Origin of the sequence: Xenorhabdus sp. PB61.4, from assembly GCF_963894935.1 — a bacterium.
In the GTDB taxonomy this organism is placed as follows: domain Bacteria; phylum Pseudomonadota; class Gammaproteobacteria; order Enterobacterales; family Enterobacteriaceae; genus Xenorhabdus; species Xenorhabdus stockiae.
This window is the reverse complement of the sequence record NZ_CAWQJR010000068.1, coordinates 38,494-56,620: the sequence shown is the minus strand read 5'-3', so window position 1 is coordinate 56,620 and position 18,127 is coordinate 38,494. Positions and strand designations below refer to the sequence as shown.

14 protein-coding genes and 1 riboswitch are annotated in these 18,127 nt (G+C 46.0%); of the genes, 8 read left to right on the top strand and 6 right to left on the bottom strand.

Annotation, left to right across the window (positions count from 1 at the left end):
• The first annotated feature begins 415 nt into the window (after positions 1-415).
• The 7 genes from AACX68_RS05105 to thiH all read left to right on the top strand — a co-directional run bounded on the left by AACX68_RS05105 (position 416) and on the right by thiH (position 7,049).
• The gene (locus AACX68_RS05105) at positions 416-1,090 is read left to right on the top strand and encodes an HAD family hydrolase (protein ID WP_228858499.1); all 675 of its coding nucleotides are present in this window, start codon (positions 416-418) and stop codon (positions 1,088-1,090) included.
• Between the two features lie 75 nt (positions 1,091-1,165).
• A riboswitch (TPP riboswitch) is annotated at positions 1,166-1,290 on the top strand.
• A gap of 142 nt (positions 1,291-1,432) precedes the next feature.
• On the top strand, positions 1,433-3,418 hold the full coding sequence (gene thiC, locus AACX68_RS05100) for a phosphomethylpyrimidine synthase ThiC (RefSeq protein ID WP_228858498.1): 1,986 nt from the start codon (positions 1,433-1,435) through the stop codon (positions 3,416-3,418).
• Positions 3,402-4,115, top strand: a complete 714-nt coding sequence (gene thiE / locus AACX68_RS05095) for a thiamine phosphate synthase (RefSeq protein ID WP_228858497.1) — start codon at positions 3,402-3,404, stop codon at positions 4,113-4,115. Before thiC ends, thiE begins: the two co-directional genes overlap by 17 nt.
• Positions 4,109-4,912 carry a HesA/MoeB/ThiF family protein gene (locus AACX68_RS05090; protein ID WP_228858496.1) on the top strand — a complete coding sequence of 268 codons (804 nt, stop codon included), beginning with the start codon at positions 4,109-4,111 and terminating at the stop codon, positions 4,910-4,912. The genes thiE and AACX68_RS05090 overlap by 7 nt, the downstream gene beginning before the upstream one ends.
• Positions 4,909-5,121 (top strand): sulfur carrier protein ThiS, encoded by a 213-nt coding sequence (gene thiS / locus AACX68_RS05085; RefSeq protein ID WP_228858495.1) that lies wholly within the window; start codon positions 4,909-4,911, stop codon positions 5,119-5,121. Before AACX68_RS05090 ends, thiS begins: the two co-directional genes overlap by 4 nt.
• A gap of 15 nt (positions 5,122-5,136) precedes the next feature.
• Positions 5,137-5,904 carry a thiazole synthase gene (locus AACX68_RS05080; RefSeq protein WP_228858494.1) on the top strand — a complete coding sequence of 256 codons (768 nt, stop codon included), beginning with the start codon at positions 5,137-5,139 and terminating at the stop codon, positions 5,902-5,904.
• Positions 5,901-7,049 carry a 2-iminoacetate synthase ThiH gene (gene thiH / locus AACX68_RS05075; RefSeq protein WP_228858493.1) on the top strand — a complete coding sequence of 383 codons (1,149 nt, stop codon included), beginning with the start codon at positions 5,901-5,903 and terminating at the stop codon, positions 7,047-7,049. The genes AACX68_RS05080 and thiH overlap by 4 nt, the downstream gene beginning before the upstream one ends.
• Positions 7,050-7,494: 445 nt before the next feature.
• Here the strand turns inward: thiH and AACX68_RS05070 are convergent, their stop codons facing one another.
• From AACX68_RS05070 to malT, 6 genes are all read right to left on the bottom strand, one after another.
• Positions 7,495-8,100: a DUF1349 domain-containing protein gene (locus AACX68_RS05070; protein ID WP_228858492.1), complete on the bottom strand. Its 606-nt coding sequence runs from the start codon at positions 8,098-8,100 to the stop codon at positions 7,495-7,497.
• A 50-nt stretch (positions 8,101-8,150) separates the two neighbouring features.
• Positions 8,151-9,302, bottom strand: a complete 1,152-nt coding sequence (locus AACX68_RS05065) for an MFS transporter (protein WP_228858491.1) — start codon at positions 9,300-9,302, stop codon at positions 8,151-8,153.
• A 129-nt stretch (positions 9,303-9,431) separates the two neighbouring features.
• A complete protein-coding gene (locus AACX68_RS05060) occupies positions 9,432-10,067 on the bottom strand; it encodes an HAD family hydrolase (protein ID WP_228858500.1) in 636 nt (211 codons plus the stop codon).
• Between the two features lie 13 nt (positions 10,068-10,080).
• A complete protein-coding gene (locus AACX68_RS05055) occupies positions 10,081-11,142 on the bottom strand; it encodes a zinc-dependent alcohol dehydrogenase (RefSeq protein WP_228858490.1) in 1,062 nt (353 codons plus the stop codon).
• Entirely contained in the window at positions 11,143-12,402 is a 1,260-nt protein-coding gene (locus tag AACX68_RS05050; RefSeq protein WP_228858489.1) for a class-III pyridoxal-phosphate-dependent aminotransferase, read from the bottom strand. It abuts the gene before it with no gap.
• Between the two features lie 210 nt (positions 12,403-12,612).
• Positions 12,613-15,330, bottom strand: coding sequence for an HTH-type transcriptional regulator MalT (malT, locus tag AACX68_RS05045; RefSeq protein ID WP_228858488.1), 2,718 nt, complete (start codon positions 15,328-15,330; stop codon positions 12,613-12,615).
• A gap of 357 nt (positions 15,331-15,687) precedes the next feature.
• On the opposite strand from malT, the gene malP reads away from it, so the two are divergent.
• The gene (gene malP / locus AACX68_RS05040) at positions 15,688-18,123 is read left to right on the top strand and encodes a maltodextrin phosphorylase (protein WP_228858487.1); all 2,436 of its coding nucleotides are present in this window, start codon (positions 15,688-15,690) and stop codon (positions 18,121-18,123) included.
• Positions 18,124-18,127: the final 4 nt, after the last annotated feature.

Here is an 18,127-nt window from a genome sequence, read left to right as displayed (position 1 = left end):
AATATTTCTATTTTTTAAAACACCATTTCACTGGTAAATTGTTAAACTTTTATTATGGGCAAGTAATTACATAACGATACGTTACTCGTGATAACGTATTTCACGGAAAATCCAAATTAAAATAACTTTATCGCGCATTTTTAACACAGTCAATATGGCTATTTTTTAAAACCATTAATGTATATATTAAATATAAAATGCGTAATATATTTTTTGATAAAATATCACACCTACTTACATGATAGTCAGGAAAGAAACTCAGCAGAGTAAGCCCGCCATTCGCTTACAATCCACCCTCTTTATCGTATTCTGCCTGCAATCTGTTATATTAACGACGTTTCTGGATGTTCACTAAATGCTTGATTTTCTTTCAGCCAACCAACCCTATCGATTTTGGGTTTGAGGAATAGCGACTATGTCACAGCAAATTGCCATATTTGATCTGGACGACACCCTGATCCGTGGGGATTCCAGTCTACTCTGGACGAATTATTTATGGGAAAAGCAGATCATTACTGACCCCCACTTTATAGAAGCAGACCAGAAAATGATATCGGATTACAGTGCGGGGAAACTGAACATGCAGGAATACCTGTCAGTCAGTTTACAGGCCCTCTACCAAATACCCCATGAACAAGTTGATATCTGGCTGACAGATTTTGTGGAAACAACAATCAAGCCTCTCTTCTATCCCGCAGCGAAAACACAATTAGATATTTACCGCCAGCAAAATATTCCTGTCATTATCATTTCTGCTACTGTTTCTTTCGTGGTGAAAAAAATCGCGACTGCATTTGGCGTAAATACCGCAATGGGGATTGATATGGTCATGAAAGATGGCTGTTATACCGGCGATATTCAGGGTATTCCGACCTTCCGAGAAGGGAAAGTTACCCGCTTACAGCAATGGCTGGCAGAACAAAACTTATCGCCACAACATATCTCTTTTTACACAGACTCAGCAAACGACTTACCGATGTGTTTCTTTGCCAGTGAAGTATTTACCGTGAATCCGGATATGAAATTGCAGTCAGCAGCAGAAAAACATGGTTGGAAGCAATTGAACTGGGCATTAGCGCCACAGAGTTAATACCTGACATCGGGCCAATACAAAAGGCTCAGTTTTCCGGTTGCAGTTTCCATAATCCCCTTTATACTCTGGGGTGTTTTCTTGTCGGAGTGCCTAGCGTTCAGCGTATATCACGGTGGACACAGGCTGAGACCGTTTATTCGGGATCCGCAGAACCTGATCGGGCTAATACCCGCGAAGGGAACAAGAGTAATCCCTCTGCTGATATGCTTTATTGCTTCTGTACAGATCTTCTGCCAGATAACACCGTTCAGCAATCATCATTACTCCCTGCGAGCTCCAGACAAGCAATTTTCTCAACTTAAGCCTGATTACAGGCGATCACACAGTCAGGAATTTGCTATGTCTAATGCTATTACTAATGATACCGTCACTTCCAGTGCAGATATTATCCCTACAACGGATATCTCCCCTAAAACCCATCCGGCACGTCCACGTAAGGCCCAACGGGATGCTGCACAGGAATTCATCAATTCAATTCAGGGTGTCACTTTCCCCAATTCACGCCGTATCTATCTGGAAGGTTCACGCGAGGATATTCAGGTTCCTATGCGTGAAATTCAGGTATCTCCTACGCTGATTGGCGGGACAAAAGAAGAGCCTCAATTTGAGGAAAATGAACCCGTACCTGTTTATGATACTTCCGGCCCTTATGGCGACCCTGAAGCCGTGCTGGACGTGCACGCAGGTTTGCAGAAAATCCGCCAGCCGTGGATTGAAGAGCGCAATGACACAGAGCCTGTCACAACTCTCAGCGCTGATTTTACCCAACAGCGCCTAGCGGATGCCGGGCTGGATCATCTGCGTTTTCACCATCGTCCCCACCCTTTGAAAGCAAAAGCAGGCGAACGCGTTACCCAGTTACACTACGCTCGTAAAGGCATTATCACGCCGGAGATGGAATTTATCGCTCTGCGGGAAAATATGGGGCGGGAACGTATCCGCAGTGATGTACTTCTCCAGCAGCATCCGGGGCAAAGTTTCGGGGCAAACTTACCGGAAAACATTACGCCGGAATTTGTTCGTCAGGAAGTCGCTGCGGGTCGGGCGATTATTCCTGCCAACATTAACCATCCAGAATCCGAACCGATGATTATCGGGCGTAACTTTCTGGTGAAAGTGAATGCCAATATCGGTAATTCTTCCGTGACCTCTTCCATTGAAGAAGAAGTCGAAAAGCTAATCTGGTCTACCCGCTGGGGCGCGGATACCGTGATGGATCTTTCCACCGGACGCTATATCCACGAAACCCGTGAATGGATACTGCGTAATAGCCCGGTGCCAATCGGTACAGTCCCCATCTATCAGGCGCTGGAAAAAGTCAATGGCATTGCAGAAAACCTGACGTGGGAAATGTTCCGTGATACGTTACTGGAACAGGCGGAACAGGGAGTCGATTATTTTACTATTCATGCCGGCGTGTTGCTGCGCTATGTCCCGATGACCGCCAAACGACTGACTGGCATTGTTTCCCGTGGGGGCTCCATTATGGCGAAATGGTGTCTCTCCCACCATCAGGAAAACTTCCTCTATACCCATTTCCGTGAAATTTGTGAAATCTGTGCCGCCTACGATGTTTCCCTTTCTCTGGGAGACGGCTTACGTCCCGGCTCCATTCAGGATGCCAATGATGAAGCACAGTTTTCCGAACTGCATACACTGGGTGAACTGACCAAAATCGCCTGGGAATATGATGTTCAGGTGATGATCGAAGGGCCGGGACATATTCCGATGCAGTTAATCCGCCGCAATATGACGGAAGAGCTGGAACACTGCCACGAAGCGCCTTTCTACACATTAGGGCCACTGACAACCGATATCGCACCGGGTTATGACCATTTCACCTCCGGCATTGGTGCGGCCATGATTGGCTGGTTCGGTTGCGCCATGCTCTGCTACGTCACACCTAAAGAGCACCTTGGCCTGCCAAACAAAGAAGATGTGAAACAAGGGCTCATCACATACAAAATCGCAGCTCATGCAGCAGATTTAGCGAAAGGCCATCCCGGTGCTCAAATCCGCGATAACGCTATGTCAAAAGCGCGTTTTGAATTCCGCTGGGAAGACCAGTTTAATCTGGCCCTTGATCCTGACACCGCCCGCGCTTATCACGATGAAACGTTGCCACAGGAATCCGGTAAAGTTGCCCATTTCTGCTCCATGTGCGGGCCGAAATTCTGCTCAATGAAAATTACACAGGATGTGCGGGACTACGCCGCAAAACTGGAACAACAATCAGGTATGGAACAGATGTCCGAAGAATTTCGGACTCATGGCAGCGAACTGTATCACCGGGCTGAGGATATCAACGATGTCAAATCAGTCTGAAGCAATTTTATCTGAAACCGTTTGCCCTGAAACAGCCTCCTTTGCGCCAACCGAACACCGGTTGGGGTTATATCCCGTGGTGGACTCACTGAGATGGATTGAGCGGTTACTGGAAGCCGGTGTCAGAACGCTGCAACTGCGTATTAAAGATCTGCCCGAAGATCAGGTAGAGCATGATATCCGGCAGGCAATTGCATTAGGGAAGCAATACAACGCACGCCTGTTTATCAACGACTACTGGCGTCTGGCAATCAAACACCGTGCTTATGGTGTTCATCTGGGGCAGGAGGATTTAGATATTGCTGATCTCAATGCCATCCGACAGGCCGGGCTTCGGCTGGGGATCTCCACCCATGACGAGCAGGAACTGGCGCGGGCAAAAGCCTTGCGTCCATCCTACATTGCACTGGGGCATATTTTCCCGACCACAACCAAAGAAATGCCCTCAACGCCACAGGGTTTAATCGCCCTGAAACATCAGGTAGAAATCACACCTGAATTCCCGACAGTGGCTATCGGCGGTATTTCACTGGAACGAGTCCCTGATGTGGTCGCGACCGGTGTCGGTGGTGTAGCGCTGGTCAGTGCCATCACCAAAGCAAAAGACTGGCAACAGGCAACAGCCAGATTGCTTCATTTAGTTGAAGGGACACCTGACAAAAACGTTGAAGAAAATGATCGGAGGCGCTTATGTTGAACGATCAGGAATTTATGCGATACAGCCGTCAATTATTACTGGAAGATATCGGCCCGGACGGACAGGAAAAATTAAAAAACGGCAAGGTGTTAATCGTAGGGATGGGGGGATTAGGCTCCCCCGCCGCACTCTACCTCGCAGCAGCAGGAGTAGGGCATCTTTATCTTGCCGATGATGACAAATTACATGTCTCAAATCTGCAACGTCAGATCCTCTATCGCACCGCTGATATTCCCGCAGGTAAAGCCGCTCTGGCGGCACAAAAACTGTCTGATCTGAACCCATTGGTTAATACAACCGTCATTAATGAACGACTGGATAAAAAATCACTGACAAACCTCGTCCGGCAGGTCGATCTGATACTGGATTGTAGCGATAACATGGCAACCCGCCATGCTATTAACGCCGCCTGTATCGAAACCGGTAAACCGCTTATCAGCGGCAGCGCCGTTGGTTTCAGTGGTCAGCTTATGGTATTCGAACCGCCTTACCAGCATGGCTGTTATGCCTGCCTCTATCCCGATCAGGAAGAACCACAGCGTAACTGCCGCACTGCGGGTGTTTTAGGGCCGGTGGTCGGTGTGATTGGGACGTTACAGGCGCTGGAAGCTATTAAAATGCTGGCGGGTCTCCCTTCTTATCTGAATGGAAAACTGCGACTGTTTGATGGCAGAAAACAGAACTGGAGTACGTTACAGCTGACACCCTCACCACAATGTCCGGTATGCGGAACGCGCCCCATCATTGATAAAACTGCGGGTACAGATAAAACCGTTTCAGGAACAGAAATCGTATGAACATTATTGTCAACGATCAGACGATCACACTGGATACGCCGACAGATAATCCCATGACAGTTCAGCAGTTACTGGAACATATGCAACGTACCCAGTCAGGTACTGCACTGGCTATTAACCAGACCATCATCCCCCGCTCAGAATGGCATACCCACCAGCTCAGTGACGGGGATAATATCCTGCTGTTTCAGGCCATTGCAGGGGGCTAATGCCGGAGGTTAACCATGTTAAAAATTGCTGATACCACCTTTCATTCCCGTCTGTTTACAGGCACAGGAAAATTTGCCAATGCCGGGCTGATGATTGAAGCCATTCGCGCCTCCGGTAGCCAGTTAGTCACAATGGCGATGAAACGGATTGACCTGCATGGCAAAGATGATGGCATTCTCACCCCCTTGCAGGAGCTGGGGGTTAAACTCCTGCCAAATACTTCCGGCGCAAAAACCGCAGAAGAGGCGGTTTTTGCTGCCCGCCTTGCGCGGGAGGCACTGGGCACTAACTGGGTCAAGCTGGAAATCCACCCTGACGTGAAATATCTGTTACCTGATCCGATAGAAACCCTGAAAGGAGCGGAACAATTAGTCAGGGAAGGTTTTGTGGTTCTGCCTTACTGTGGCGCAGATCCGGTTCTGTGCCGCCGTCTGGAAGAAGTGGGATGTGCCGCTGTCATGCCATTGGGAGCGCCTATTGGTTCAAACAAGGGCTTACTCACCCGGGATTTTCTGCAAATTATCATTGAGCAGTCCAATGTTCCTGTAGTTGTCGATGCCGGTATTGGTGCTCCAAGCCATGCACTGGCAGCCATTGAAATGGGAGCTGATGCTGTCTTGGTCAATACTGCAATCGCTGTTGCCCGTAATCCGGTCAAAATGGCGCAGGCATTCAAAACCGCCATTGAGGCAGGCGGACTAGCTCATCAGGCAGGAGTGGCAAGCCAGAAATCCCATGCAGAAGCCTCCAGCCCACTGACCGATTTTCTGGAGGCTTTATGAACAGCAATACCGTGGCCGAACAGACTTTCCGCCATCGCTGGCAACAGTTGGACTGGGATGACATCACGCTGAGCATCAATAGTAAAACCCGCCATGATGTTGAGCACGCTCTAAATAATGAGCGCCTGACACTGAATGATTTTATGGCTCTGCTCTCACCCGCAGCCCTTCCCTACCTTGAACCACTGGCTAGGCGGGCACAGCAATTAACCCGTCAGCGATTCGGTAATACCGTGGGATTTTATATCCCACTTTACCTTTCCAATCTGTGCGCCAATGACTGTACCTATTGTGGTTTTTCCATGAGTAACCACATTAAACGTAAAACGCTCAATGAACAGGAGGTCGAGGCTGAATGTCAGACCCTGAAAAAACTGGGGTTTGAGCATATCCTGCTGGTAACAGGAGAGCATCAGAAAAAAGTCGGAATGGATTATTTTCGCCATTACCTTCCCTTAATACACCGTTATTTCAGTTCAGTCACAATGGAAGTTCAGCCATTGGCACAAGAGGAATATGCCGAACTGAAAACACTGGGATTAGATGCTGTACTGGTCTATCAGGAAACCTACCACGAACCGAGTTATCAGTTACACCATCTCAGGGGAAAAAAACAGGATTTTCACTGGCGACTGGAAACCCCTGAACGGCTAGGACGGGCAGGCATTGATAAAATTGGTCTGGGGGCATTAATCGGTTTATCACCTCACTGGCGAACTGATTGCTATATGGTGGCAGATCATCTGTTTTTCCTGCAAAAACAGTTCTGGAAAAGCCGTTATTCCATCTCCTTTCCACGCCTGCGTCCCTGTGCTGGCGGGATTGAACCCGCATCCCTGATGAATGATGCAGAACTGGTACAACTGATCTGTGCATTCCGCCTGCTGGCACCGGATGTTGAGCTTTCTCTCTCTACCCGTGAATCACCTTATTTCCGCGATCATGTTGTACCTCTGGCGATAAACAGTGTCAGTGCTGGTTCTAAGACCCAGCCGGGTGGTTATGTCGAAAGTGATCATCACGAACTGGAGCAATTTTCTCCGAATGACCACCGCTCTGTGCAACAGGTGGCCGAAGCGCTGGTCAGATCGGGCTTACAGCCCGTCTGGAAAGATTGGGATAGTTATTTGGGAAGGCAGGGATAAAAAATAAGCTTACGTCCCTCATCCACATTGCACATTGCACATTGCACATTGCACATTGGATGAGGGATAGATCATCGCCTCAACACTTATTTAAAGAGACCTTTTTCATTCAGATATCTTTTTATTCTTCTTCGGTATTTACAGGCTGATAAAACCAATACCAAGAAGCTACTATAAAAAATAAATTTAACGATACTTCCCGCAATGACAATACAGAATAAAACCCCGATAACCATAAAAAAATTAAAGATATTTTCCATTATCCATTTTAAAAATGTAAATATGCATTTTATGATGTGATAAATACACTCCAGTAGTGCCGCGAAAAACTCCAACAAATCTTCCATTTGCATCTCCTTTTCCGTAATACCTTTATTTTACTTTCTATATTCGGGTATTAATCCATCATAAAAGCATTTCATCTGACCGGATTGCAGCCATTATACTAACTCAAATCATGCAAAGGCTTGTTCAAGGCTGTCATCAGTTTGAATTCAGAGAACTTCACCTGTAATCCTTCTCGCTCTGGTGAACAACACATCGCACCAACAAACACTCGTTGGCCATTATGTTGGTTGATAGCAAAAGGAGATAACCGCAACAGAGGCCACTGCTTACCGTCGGTGGAATATTGCAGCCGGATAGCACCTTCCTGATAGGTCAGCCGCAACCAGAATTTTTCAGAGTTACCCGAAAAAATCCCCATCGCCCAGTCAGAATAAGGTGCGGTTAATACACTGCCGATTGTTGCATTACCATCGGCATATTCAATACCGGCTTTCAGCCAATGGTGTTCATCCACCAGCAACATAACGCCTGCCTGATCGTATAACTGCTCAAAACGCCCTTCAATACAGAGCTGAAACATGAACCCTTCTTTAATAAGTAAATCGTCAACATAGCAGCCGAAAATATGACCACTGTGGCGCTGAAAGCCATACCATGTATCACGCCAAAAATCGGTTTTATTATCGGTTACCACGCTCAGTGCATTATCCTGACGCTGCCATGAAGCAGGCTCATTAATCCAATGACAGTGCAATAAATTCATCAATATCTCCTGTGTGATTTGCCGTCGATGTTATTTATGCTCGACACTATTTACTTACGCTCAGGAGTAATCAACCGATACCCCGCTAGTAATGAAAGTGACAGCATGGCAATACAGGCAAAAGCACCATGTAATGTTATTTGGTGAGCAAGACCACCAATAATCGCAGGCCCAAGCAAAATACCTGAATAACCCATCGTAGAAACGGCGGAAACAGCCAGAGCATCAGGCATGACTTTTTGTCGCCCCGATGCGGTAAAAAACATTGGCGCCAGATTGGATAAGCCGGCACCAATCATCATAAATGCCACCGCTAATGTAATTACACCGGATGCCAGATAAATCAGCACAAATCCTGAAGTCGCCAAAATAGCACTTCCCAGAAAAACCCTTCGATAACCATACGCAGCAATGATTTTGTCTCCGAAAAATCGGCCAGATGTCATCGTTATAGCAAATAGGGTATAACCCAGCCCCGCCTGATGACTCGCCATATTATGCACACTGCTTAATAAGATCCCGCTCCAGTCCAGCATTGAGCCTTCCATCAGATAAACCACAAAACAGAGAAAACCAATCAGGATCACAATACCACGGGGTACAGAAAAAAATGGGGTATCCCCGGCTTCTGCCTCATCCAATAATCCATTCCATACCGGAAGCAATAACAAAATAGTGAATAATGTCACCGCGATCATGACCAAAAATGGGGATATTCCCATCAACAACAGCAAACTCACCGAACCTGCCCCCGCAATTCCTCCCAGACTGAACAAGGCATGAAAACCGGACATCACCGGCTGCTGTACTCTTTTCTCAATATTAACCGCATGAATATTGGCCGAAACATCCATCGCCCCAATACCAGCTCCGAACAGAAACAGCACACAAGCCAGAGTCAGGGGAGTTGGCAAAATACTCAGTCCCGGCAACATTAAAATTGCCAGTAACGTGAAGAGAATAAAAACCTTCCGGCAACCAACCCGCGCAGACAACATCCCTGCGATGGGCATCATGATGAAAGAGCCGATACCAAATGCCAGCATCAGTAATCCCATTGCACCATCATCAAGTGATAGTCGCTCCTTGACCAAGGGAATCAACGGAGCCCAACTCGCCATACTGAAACCTGCAATAAAAAACGAGAACCTTGTCGCCATAACAGGCTGTTTTATCAAAGATACTGCATACTCTTCAGACATCCGCTTACTCCATCAATCTATGTCACCTAACATATTTCTCTTATAAAAAAACGATATTTACTCAGATATGCCCCCTCCCAAATTCTTGGAAAGGGCATCTGCATTATTTATCCCGGTAATTACATTAGCTTAATATTCATTGAGTAAACCGAATATTTGGGGAATATCCACCAGCTCTCTAATGACCCCTGTGGACTGTTCATATTTTTCTGCTCCTGACAAAGCATGAGGCCAGGCATATATCCAAGGAATACCGGCTTGTTTTGCCGCCAAAATACCCAAATCAGTATCTTCAATCACCAGCGTCTGCCTGACATCCATAGCTTTCAATTTCAGCATCGCCAGATAAGGATCAGGAAAAGGTTTGGTTTGTTTAACATCGTCACCAGAAATCAACGCTGGCTCTTCCCTTAGATTCAACAACCCAAGATTGAGCAAACACACTTCTCGTGGGGCAGTCGAAACGAATCCAAAAACAATCTCATTTTGCTGTAAGGCTGATATCAGGTCAGTAACACCTGACCGTAGGTAGTGCGGAGATAATTTATCCTGATAAGTCGATATAATCCTGTCGGTAATACTTTTCTGTGCCTGTAACGGAACACCAATAGAACTCAATGTTTGCGCCAGACTCAAGCCTATCAACTGCTGAGGCCGAATCTCGTGCGTGTGATCAGGTGCCAGCTCACGCAGCACATCAAAATGCAACTGCTCACTATCAACAATGACCCCATCGATATCAAAAATGATATTGAATTTTTCCATCATTCATCTTCCATTATTTAAGATCAGACAAACGGATCAATACCTTACAGTTTGGGGTACTGAGTGGCACTTGCTGTTTAGCTGCAATATCACATCCGACAGTAAGAAATGCCTGCTGGTAATCGTCAAAATCAAAAACCTGACTGACCAGACGATCTACAGGGATCACCCCATCACGGATCATGACGTAAGCCCGTTCAAAACTGTTGTTCAGGGAATCAATCGAACCAATAACAGAAAGGCTTTTATCTGCGATTTTTAAGATATCGAGACTGGCATGTTTATCTTTCAAAGCTACATTCAGCAACTTACCACCGGGTGCCAAGTGGTCGAAAATATACTCAGTCAGTTGCCCGGTAGTATCTACACATAAGTCTATCAATGTAGATTTATCTCCGAATTCCTGTATCAGTGCTTCGTCAAAATCAGCATATAACCGGCATCCCACAGGTAAATTCTGGCTGGCAAACTGCATACGATACGGGTTTTTCTCAATGATGAACGCGTTAACTCCCCGTTCATGCAATGCCCAAAGGTACAGCATCCCCATAGGCCCCGCACCAGCGACCACAGCACGAATATTAGTATGGGTGATCCCCAGTTTATCCACGCCTGTCAGTGTGCAGCTTAACGGCTCGGTTAATGAAGCCGCTTCCATGCTGACATGAGGCTCTAGCTTAATCAGCGAGCTCTCTTTTGCCAGATATTGCTCAGCAAACGCACCGTCATAGGAGACACCGGCTTCTGTTCCCAATTTCTTTTCACAGTGATTCGGGCTGCCGGTCAGGCACATTCTGCAATGTCCACAAGAATATGTTGGGTTAATGACAACGCGATCACCAGCCTGAAAGCAGGTCACACCACTGCCAACCTGCGCAACAATACCTGTAGTTTCATGACCCAACGTCGTCCCCGGTACTGCTACAGGATAAAACCCGGTGATAATGCCTACATCAGTTCCGCATATCCCACAGACTGCGATATCAACCACCACATCATCAGGTTCAATGCAGGAGAGTGGTGCAACATGTTGGACTTCAATATCCCATGACTGATTAAATTTAAGCGCTTTCATTTATGCCACCTCCTGCTGGTGCTGTACAGAAGCGGTCAGATCAGCAAAAGTCAGATCCAGCTTATGGAGAATTTCAGCTAAGTGTTCCTGTGTACAAATTAAAGGAGGACGTACCTTAAGCGCTCGTCCCTTACCATAACGGGATCCCCGCAAGATCAGTTTATGACGGGAGGCTGTCGCGATTGCCTGTGCTGCAAATTCAGGTGTTGGCGTATCAAAACCAAACATATAGCCAACGCCCCTAACACCCGTAATTTCAGAATATTTATGCTGCAAATCCAGCAAACCATCACGCAGAAAAGTTTCGTTCTGGATGACATTATCTAAAATATGTTCATCTTCAATAATATCGATGATTTCGTTAAGAGCGACCAAAGACAACGGATTAGCACCGGAAGTACTGGAATGCTCAAATGATTCCAGCACATCCAGTGAACTGCGCATCAGCACACCACCGGTTGGAATGCCAATGCCACCAGCACCTTTGGCAAAAACGATAATATCTGGCTCCAGCTCTTTGGCATAACCCGTCGAAGCAAAGAAAGCGCCCGTACGCCCGAACCCTGTCTGAACTTCATCGGCAATGATAATGATGCCGTGCTGATGGCAGATTTCCCTGATTTTACGATAGAACTCCACCGGAAAAACAATATTCCCACCGTTCCCCTGAATCGGTTCAATAATCAGACATGCAATATTGTCGCTTGAGCCCAACTGAATGAACTGTTCCAAATCGATATATTGTGTGGTTTCCTCCTGAGATTCAGCCATCACACTGACCGGAGCGGGGATTTTTATGGAGCCTTCAATATTGATATGAAAATTTTTAAGCCTGAACGCATTACCGGAAACCTGCGCCGTTGCAAGCGATTGACCGTGATGCGCAAGAAAGAAAGAGACGATGCCAGAACGTCCCGTCGCCTTTTGAGCAATACGAATTGCACATTCAACCGCACCAGAGCCGGAAACATCGCGTAACCACATGCGATCTATGCCTTTAGGTGTGTATTTAACCAACTTAGTTAAAATATACTGGGACATTTCCCGGGTATACGCCGAACTCAAATGTGTGCATCTATCAATTTGTTGCTTTAATTTTTCGGCAAGCCGGTGGTTAGTGTAACCAAGTGGCAAATTAAATGTGCCCGATGCCGCATCAATATGTTTTTCCCCATCAATGATTAAATAAGGACCGTGACCGATATAACGGGAAAGCATACCTTCAAGAGAATTCTCTGCTGGGTGATAGTTATTTTCCATAATGACTCACTATTATTAGTTATATTAAACAATGAAGAATCCACCAACTACACGAAATAGGTGTAATCCTATTTAAAACTTAATAGTGATCACAAAAAAGAATAAAATACATTCAGTATTTTTTAAAAATTATCTTATATTTTTAAGTTATAACCTTTCCAATTCATATTTATTAATGAAATTACCGAAAATATCACCTTAGAAAAAATTTTACTGAACACCTAATCCCATCATTTTCATTAAATTCTGCGCCTGTTGAATCGCTTCCTGACGATGAGTAATACCCATTTTCTGATATAGATTGCGGATATGTGTCTTAATGGTTGTCGCAGCCACTTCCAGTTCAGTCGCAATTTGTTCATTGCTGTAACCAGAATAAATTAACCCTAATACCTGCCATTCACGTTGGGTTAATGGACTATTACGGATAAGTTCAGGTACATCGGGATGAGTAAGAAGCTGTTTAACAAATGTTTCATCAAAATGCGCAAATTTATGCCGATGCTGACGATTAATTTCACGCAGAATACGCTGTGCCCGGTGTTGTTCAAAATCAGGCAGGATATTGAGCTGGATAAGCTGGCGTAATTGCAGGGCCATCAACTCGCCCTCAAGCACAAAGTGACTGATAAACCCCGTGCGATTAGCCAATTTCAGCGCTTCTATCAGCACCTGTTGCGCTTCAGCCTTGCGGCCAAGCTGCCAGTAAAGCAAATTGCACAACAACAAATTGCGGTTTAAATCACTGACCAACTCCAGTTTTACCGCATACTGGCTCAGCATGTTTAAAATACTTTCTGCCTCTTCATACTGACCAAGCAGTATCTGAGCACGGGCAATATTACGCCACTGATTCTGATTGAAGTGATTACTGAAACTTTCAGGTTTTTCAGCCTGAGCCAGCCATTGAGCCACTGAAATATTATCTTCCAGATGCTGCCAGATAATGATCCGCAATTTATCCGTATTCGTTCTCCAGTCCCGATGATAATGCCCATTACTCAACAAATTTTCACAACGGGTTAAATGGCGGCGGGCATTATCAATATCTCCCCGGATTAACGAACATTTCGCTAGTTGAGACAGACATTGCAATTGTTGCTGAGGCTGAAAGTTAGACAGTACCTCCAGACCACGCCGGGCAGCTTCCTCTGATTCATCAATACGCGCCCAACACCACAGCAACTGGGAGCGAATACGCAACAGAAACTCATGCATCGGTAGCTGTTCCATATGTTGTTCGCGAACCAGATCAAAAGCGTGTTTTTGGGTTTCATACGCTCCCTGTAAATACCCCTGTGCCAGTAAAATTTCACTTTGCTGTAGCAATGCCCATAAAGCATAGTGGTAGACATGACAGCGGCGGGCCAACTGTTCCGTCTGCTTCATCAATGCTAATGCCTGAGACAACGCCCCCTTACAGTGCAACACTTCCCCTTTCACTGACATCGCGACAATACGGCCATATTCATTATCAGGCAGCAGAGCAGCCAGTGCTTTTTCAGCCAGCAAATCGGCATCATCCGGTCGGCCATCATTAATCGCAACCTGAGCACGTAATGCATCAAATTCCCCCAATAGTTCAGCTTCAATCGTTATCTGTTTTTGCTTCAACGATTGCTCTGCCTGATTCAGTAACGCATTCACCTCATAATGACGATGCTGACTCTGCGCCAGCCATGCCTGTAACAGCACCAGACGCGGGTTTTCCAAAAGCTGCTCATAGGGCAACGCATTCATGCACTCTTCCAGCAGCGACAGTTGACTCTGGTTGAACAATTCCCACGCATATTGCAGCAAAATATCACACAATAACTTCGTATCCCCTGCTGCCAAAGCATGATGAATAGCTTCTCCCGGATACCCCTGCATCAACCAGCCTTCTGCCGCCATACTATGCAGCTTCGGCAGGTCAGCAGCCATTTCCCAATGACAACGCTGCCGAAGAAATGATGCGAACAAGGGATGAAAACAAAACCATTCTCCGAAATCATCCATGCGCTGGATAAATAACCCCTGACGCTCAATATCCTCAAGGCGTTGCTGACCATTCTCCATGCCCGTCAGACAAACAATTAACCCATCATTCATTGAACGCAGGATAGAACTGCGCAATAAAAATTCCCGCGTTTCCTGATCAACACGGTTTAAAACTTCATCCACCAAATAATCGGACAAATGGCCAGCATTAATGCCTGAGAGGCGTTTTGCCGATATTTCTGCTGTATTACCGGCCTGACGGGCAGACAGAGCAATCAACTGCAACGCTGTTGCCCAACCGGCCACGTCATGACATAACTGCCTGCAATTATCCGCATCCAATGGGCTGGGCAATCGTTTATCAAAAAATTGCTGAGCCTCCTGATAGTTAAATGCTAACTGCTGGCTGTCAAACTCCAGTAATTGCTCACGCACCCGTAAGTTAGCGACCCCCAGAGACGGTAATTGACGGGAAAGAATAATCAGTGTGAGATTCTCCGGCTGATGACGAAGAAAAAAACGCATGGCTTCATGGATAAGATTATTTACTATCAGGTGATAATCATCGATCACCAGAAACAACGACTGTTTCCATTCATTCAATTCAATAAACAACTGTGCGAACAGCGCCGATAAACTGGCATACTGGTGTTTCTGCGCCAGAACCTCACTTTTGACACAATGCCCCTGTGTGGCCTGTTGAATCGCAGCAATCAGATAACTGGCAAAACGCTCCGGCTGGTTATCACTATCATCCAGAGAATACCACCCCAGATTACCCTGCCCTGCCGCCCATTGTGACATCAGCGTAGTTTTACCATACCCTGCCGGGCTGGTTGCCAATACCAAACGATAATTCTGTGCTTCATTGAGCTGCGCTAACAGGCGCTCACGCATGACCATATGATTGAGGCGAAGGGGGCGACTGAGTTTCGATGGGATAAGCATTGATTTCCTCCCCTCACAAGCAATGAGTAGAACTGATCCCTGTAACCTTGTTGTCATGTTATTGAGAAATACAAATCAGTAACATTCATAAATAAACACCCAAATTTAGAGAAACGTGCGCCATTTGCAATTAAGTTGATTGATTAGATTGTGTTAAGTTGCACCCTGTCACATTCTTTAACTGAAACGTTTCTTTTTCCTGAATAAATTGCGAAAACGCACGAAAAAATAGCTACGCCCTGATACTCATCCCCGCGAATATCCTGACAGGATGATGTTTCTTGTTCACTGAACCTTCAGCATATCAGACTCAATAATCTCCATATTTTCCTTATTCAGTGACAGGATGAAGACGCCATGAAAAAGCCCCAACTTGATAAAGCCGAATTCCAGGCAGCGCTGACCCGGCAGTTGCAGCGCTTTGGCCTTGATTTAGCACAGGGAGTAACAACACATCAGTGGTGGCAAACGATCAGTGCCACTCTTTTGGAATTACTGCCTGCTTATCGCCAAAGCCATCAGCAGCAAATTGATAATCTTCCGCCGACCGATGGCTCAAAAGGCAAGCAACGGCATGTAAACTACATTTCAATGGAGTTCCTGATAGGTCGTTTAACGGGTAACAACTTGCTGAATCTTGGCTGGTATGATGATGTTCAGGCGTATTTAGCCGAATATGGCGTGGTATTAAGTGATGTGCTGGAAGAAGAAACTGATCCTGCCTTGGGCAATGGCGGTTTAGGACGGCTGGCTGCTTGTTTTCTTGATTCAATGGCGACCATTAATCAACCGGCAATCGGATACGGACTTAATTATCAGTATGGGCTGTTCCGGCAATCCTTCGAGCAAGGGTTACAAATTGAGACTCCGGATGACTGGGAGCGCAATACCTATCCATGGTTTTACCGCAATATACAACTGAACGTTGATGTTAGTTTCGGCGGTGAAATGGTCACAACAACCGACGGCAGTGAAATCTGGCGACCGGCTTTTACCCTGACCGGGGAAGCATGGGATCTGCCTGTCGTTGGTTATAATAATGGTGTTATACAACCGCTGCGCCTATGGCAAGCAACATATGATAATCCCTTTGATTTATCACTGTTCAATGATGGGCAGTTCCTTCATGCGGAACAGCAGGGCATAGAAGCCACCAGCCTGACCAAAGTTCTTTATCCGAATGATAACCATCGGGCTGGAAAACGCCTCCGCCTGATGCAGCAATATTTTCAGTGTGCCTGTGCTGTGGCTGATATTCTGCGCCGTCACCAGCTGGCTGGTCGGAAAATACAGGAACTGCCACAATACGAAGTAATACAGCTCAATGATACCCACCCTACAATCGCTATTCCTGAAATGATGCGCCTGCTGATTGATGATCACCAACTAGATTGGGATACTGCATGGAGCATTACCGGGCAAACCTTCGCTTATACTAACCACACCCTGTTACCGGAAGGTTTGGAACGTTGGGATGAACATCTCATCAAAGAATTACTGCCACGTCACCATCGTATTATTCAGGAAATAAACAATCGTTTTCGTAAAACGGTAGAACAAAACTGGCCGGGTAACCAACAAATATGGGAAAAACTGGCAGTCATCCATGATAATCAGGTGAGAATGGCTAATCTTTGTGTTGTAGCCTGCTTTGCGATTAACGGTGTTGCCGCATTACATTCATCTTTAATTGTGACGGATCTCTTCCCTGAATATCACCAATTGTGGCCTCAAAAATTCCATAACGTTACCAATGGCGTTACACCACGTCGCTGGTTAAAACAGTGTAATCCAGCACTCTCTTCACTGATTGATCAGACATTAGGCCATGAATGGCTCAGTGATATTACTGAACTAAAAAGACTCGAACCCTACGCTGCTGATACTGCTTTTCGTGAGGCTTATCGCACTGTCAAACAGAACAATAAAATCCGCCTTTCCAACTACATCAATAAAACAATGGGGCTTAAGCTAGACCCTCATGCCATTTTCGACGTACAGATCAAACGGCTGCATGAGTACAAACGCCAGCATTTGAACCTCCTGCATATCCTCTCACTTTATCGACAGATTCAGGAAAATCCGGCACTGGATATTTACCCGCGTGTTTTCCTGTTTGGTGCTAAAGCGGCTCCCGGCTACTATCTGGCAAAAAATATTATTTCAGCTATCAACCACGCAGCCGAAAAGATCAACCATGATCCAATGGTACAGGGTCGTATAAAAATCGCCTTTATTCCTGATTACAATGTTTCAAAAGCTGAATTGATGATCCCGGCTGCCGATGTCTCAGAACAAATCTCCACAGCAGGAAAAGAAGCCTCCGGTACTGGTAACATGAAACTTGCCTTGAACGGAGCACTGACTATTGGGACTCTGGATGGTGCAAATGTCGAGATTGCCGAACAGGTTGGCAGCGACAACATTTTTATCTTCGGACATACAGTAGAAGAAGCAAAAACTTTACTGAGAGAGGGCTATGACCCCAAAAGCATTCTCCAACAAAATAAGCAATTACAACAAATACTGGATTCCCTCGCCAGCGGTGAGTTCAGTCACGGAGATAAACAGGCATTTGATTTAATGCTACACAGCCTGATTGATGGTGGTGACCCTTATTTAGTATTAGCTGACTTTGCTGCTTACTGTGCCGCACATCAGCAGATTGATGAACTCTACCGTAATATCCCGTCTTGGACACAAAGTACGATCCTTAATACTGCCCGTATGGGAACATTCAGTTCCGACAGAACTATTCAGGATTATCAACAACGTATCTGGCAGGTTAAATAGAGGA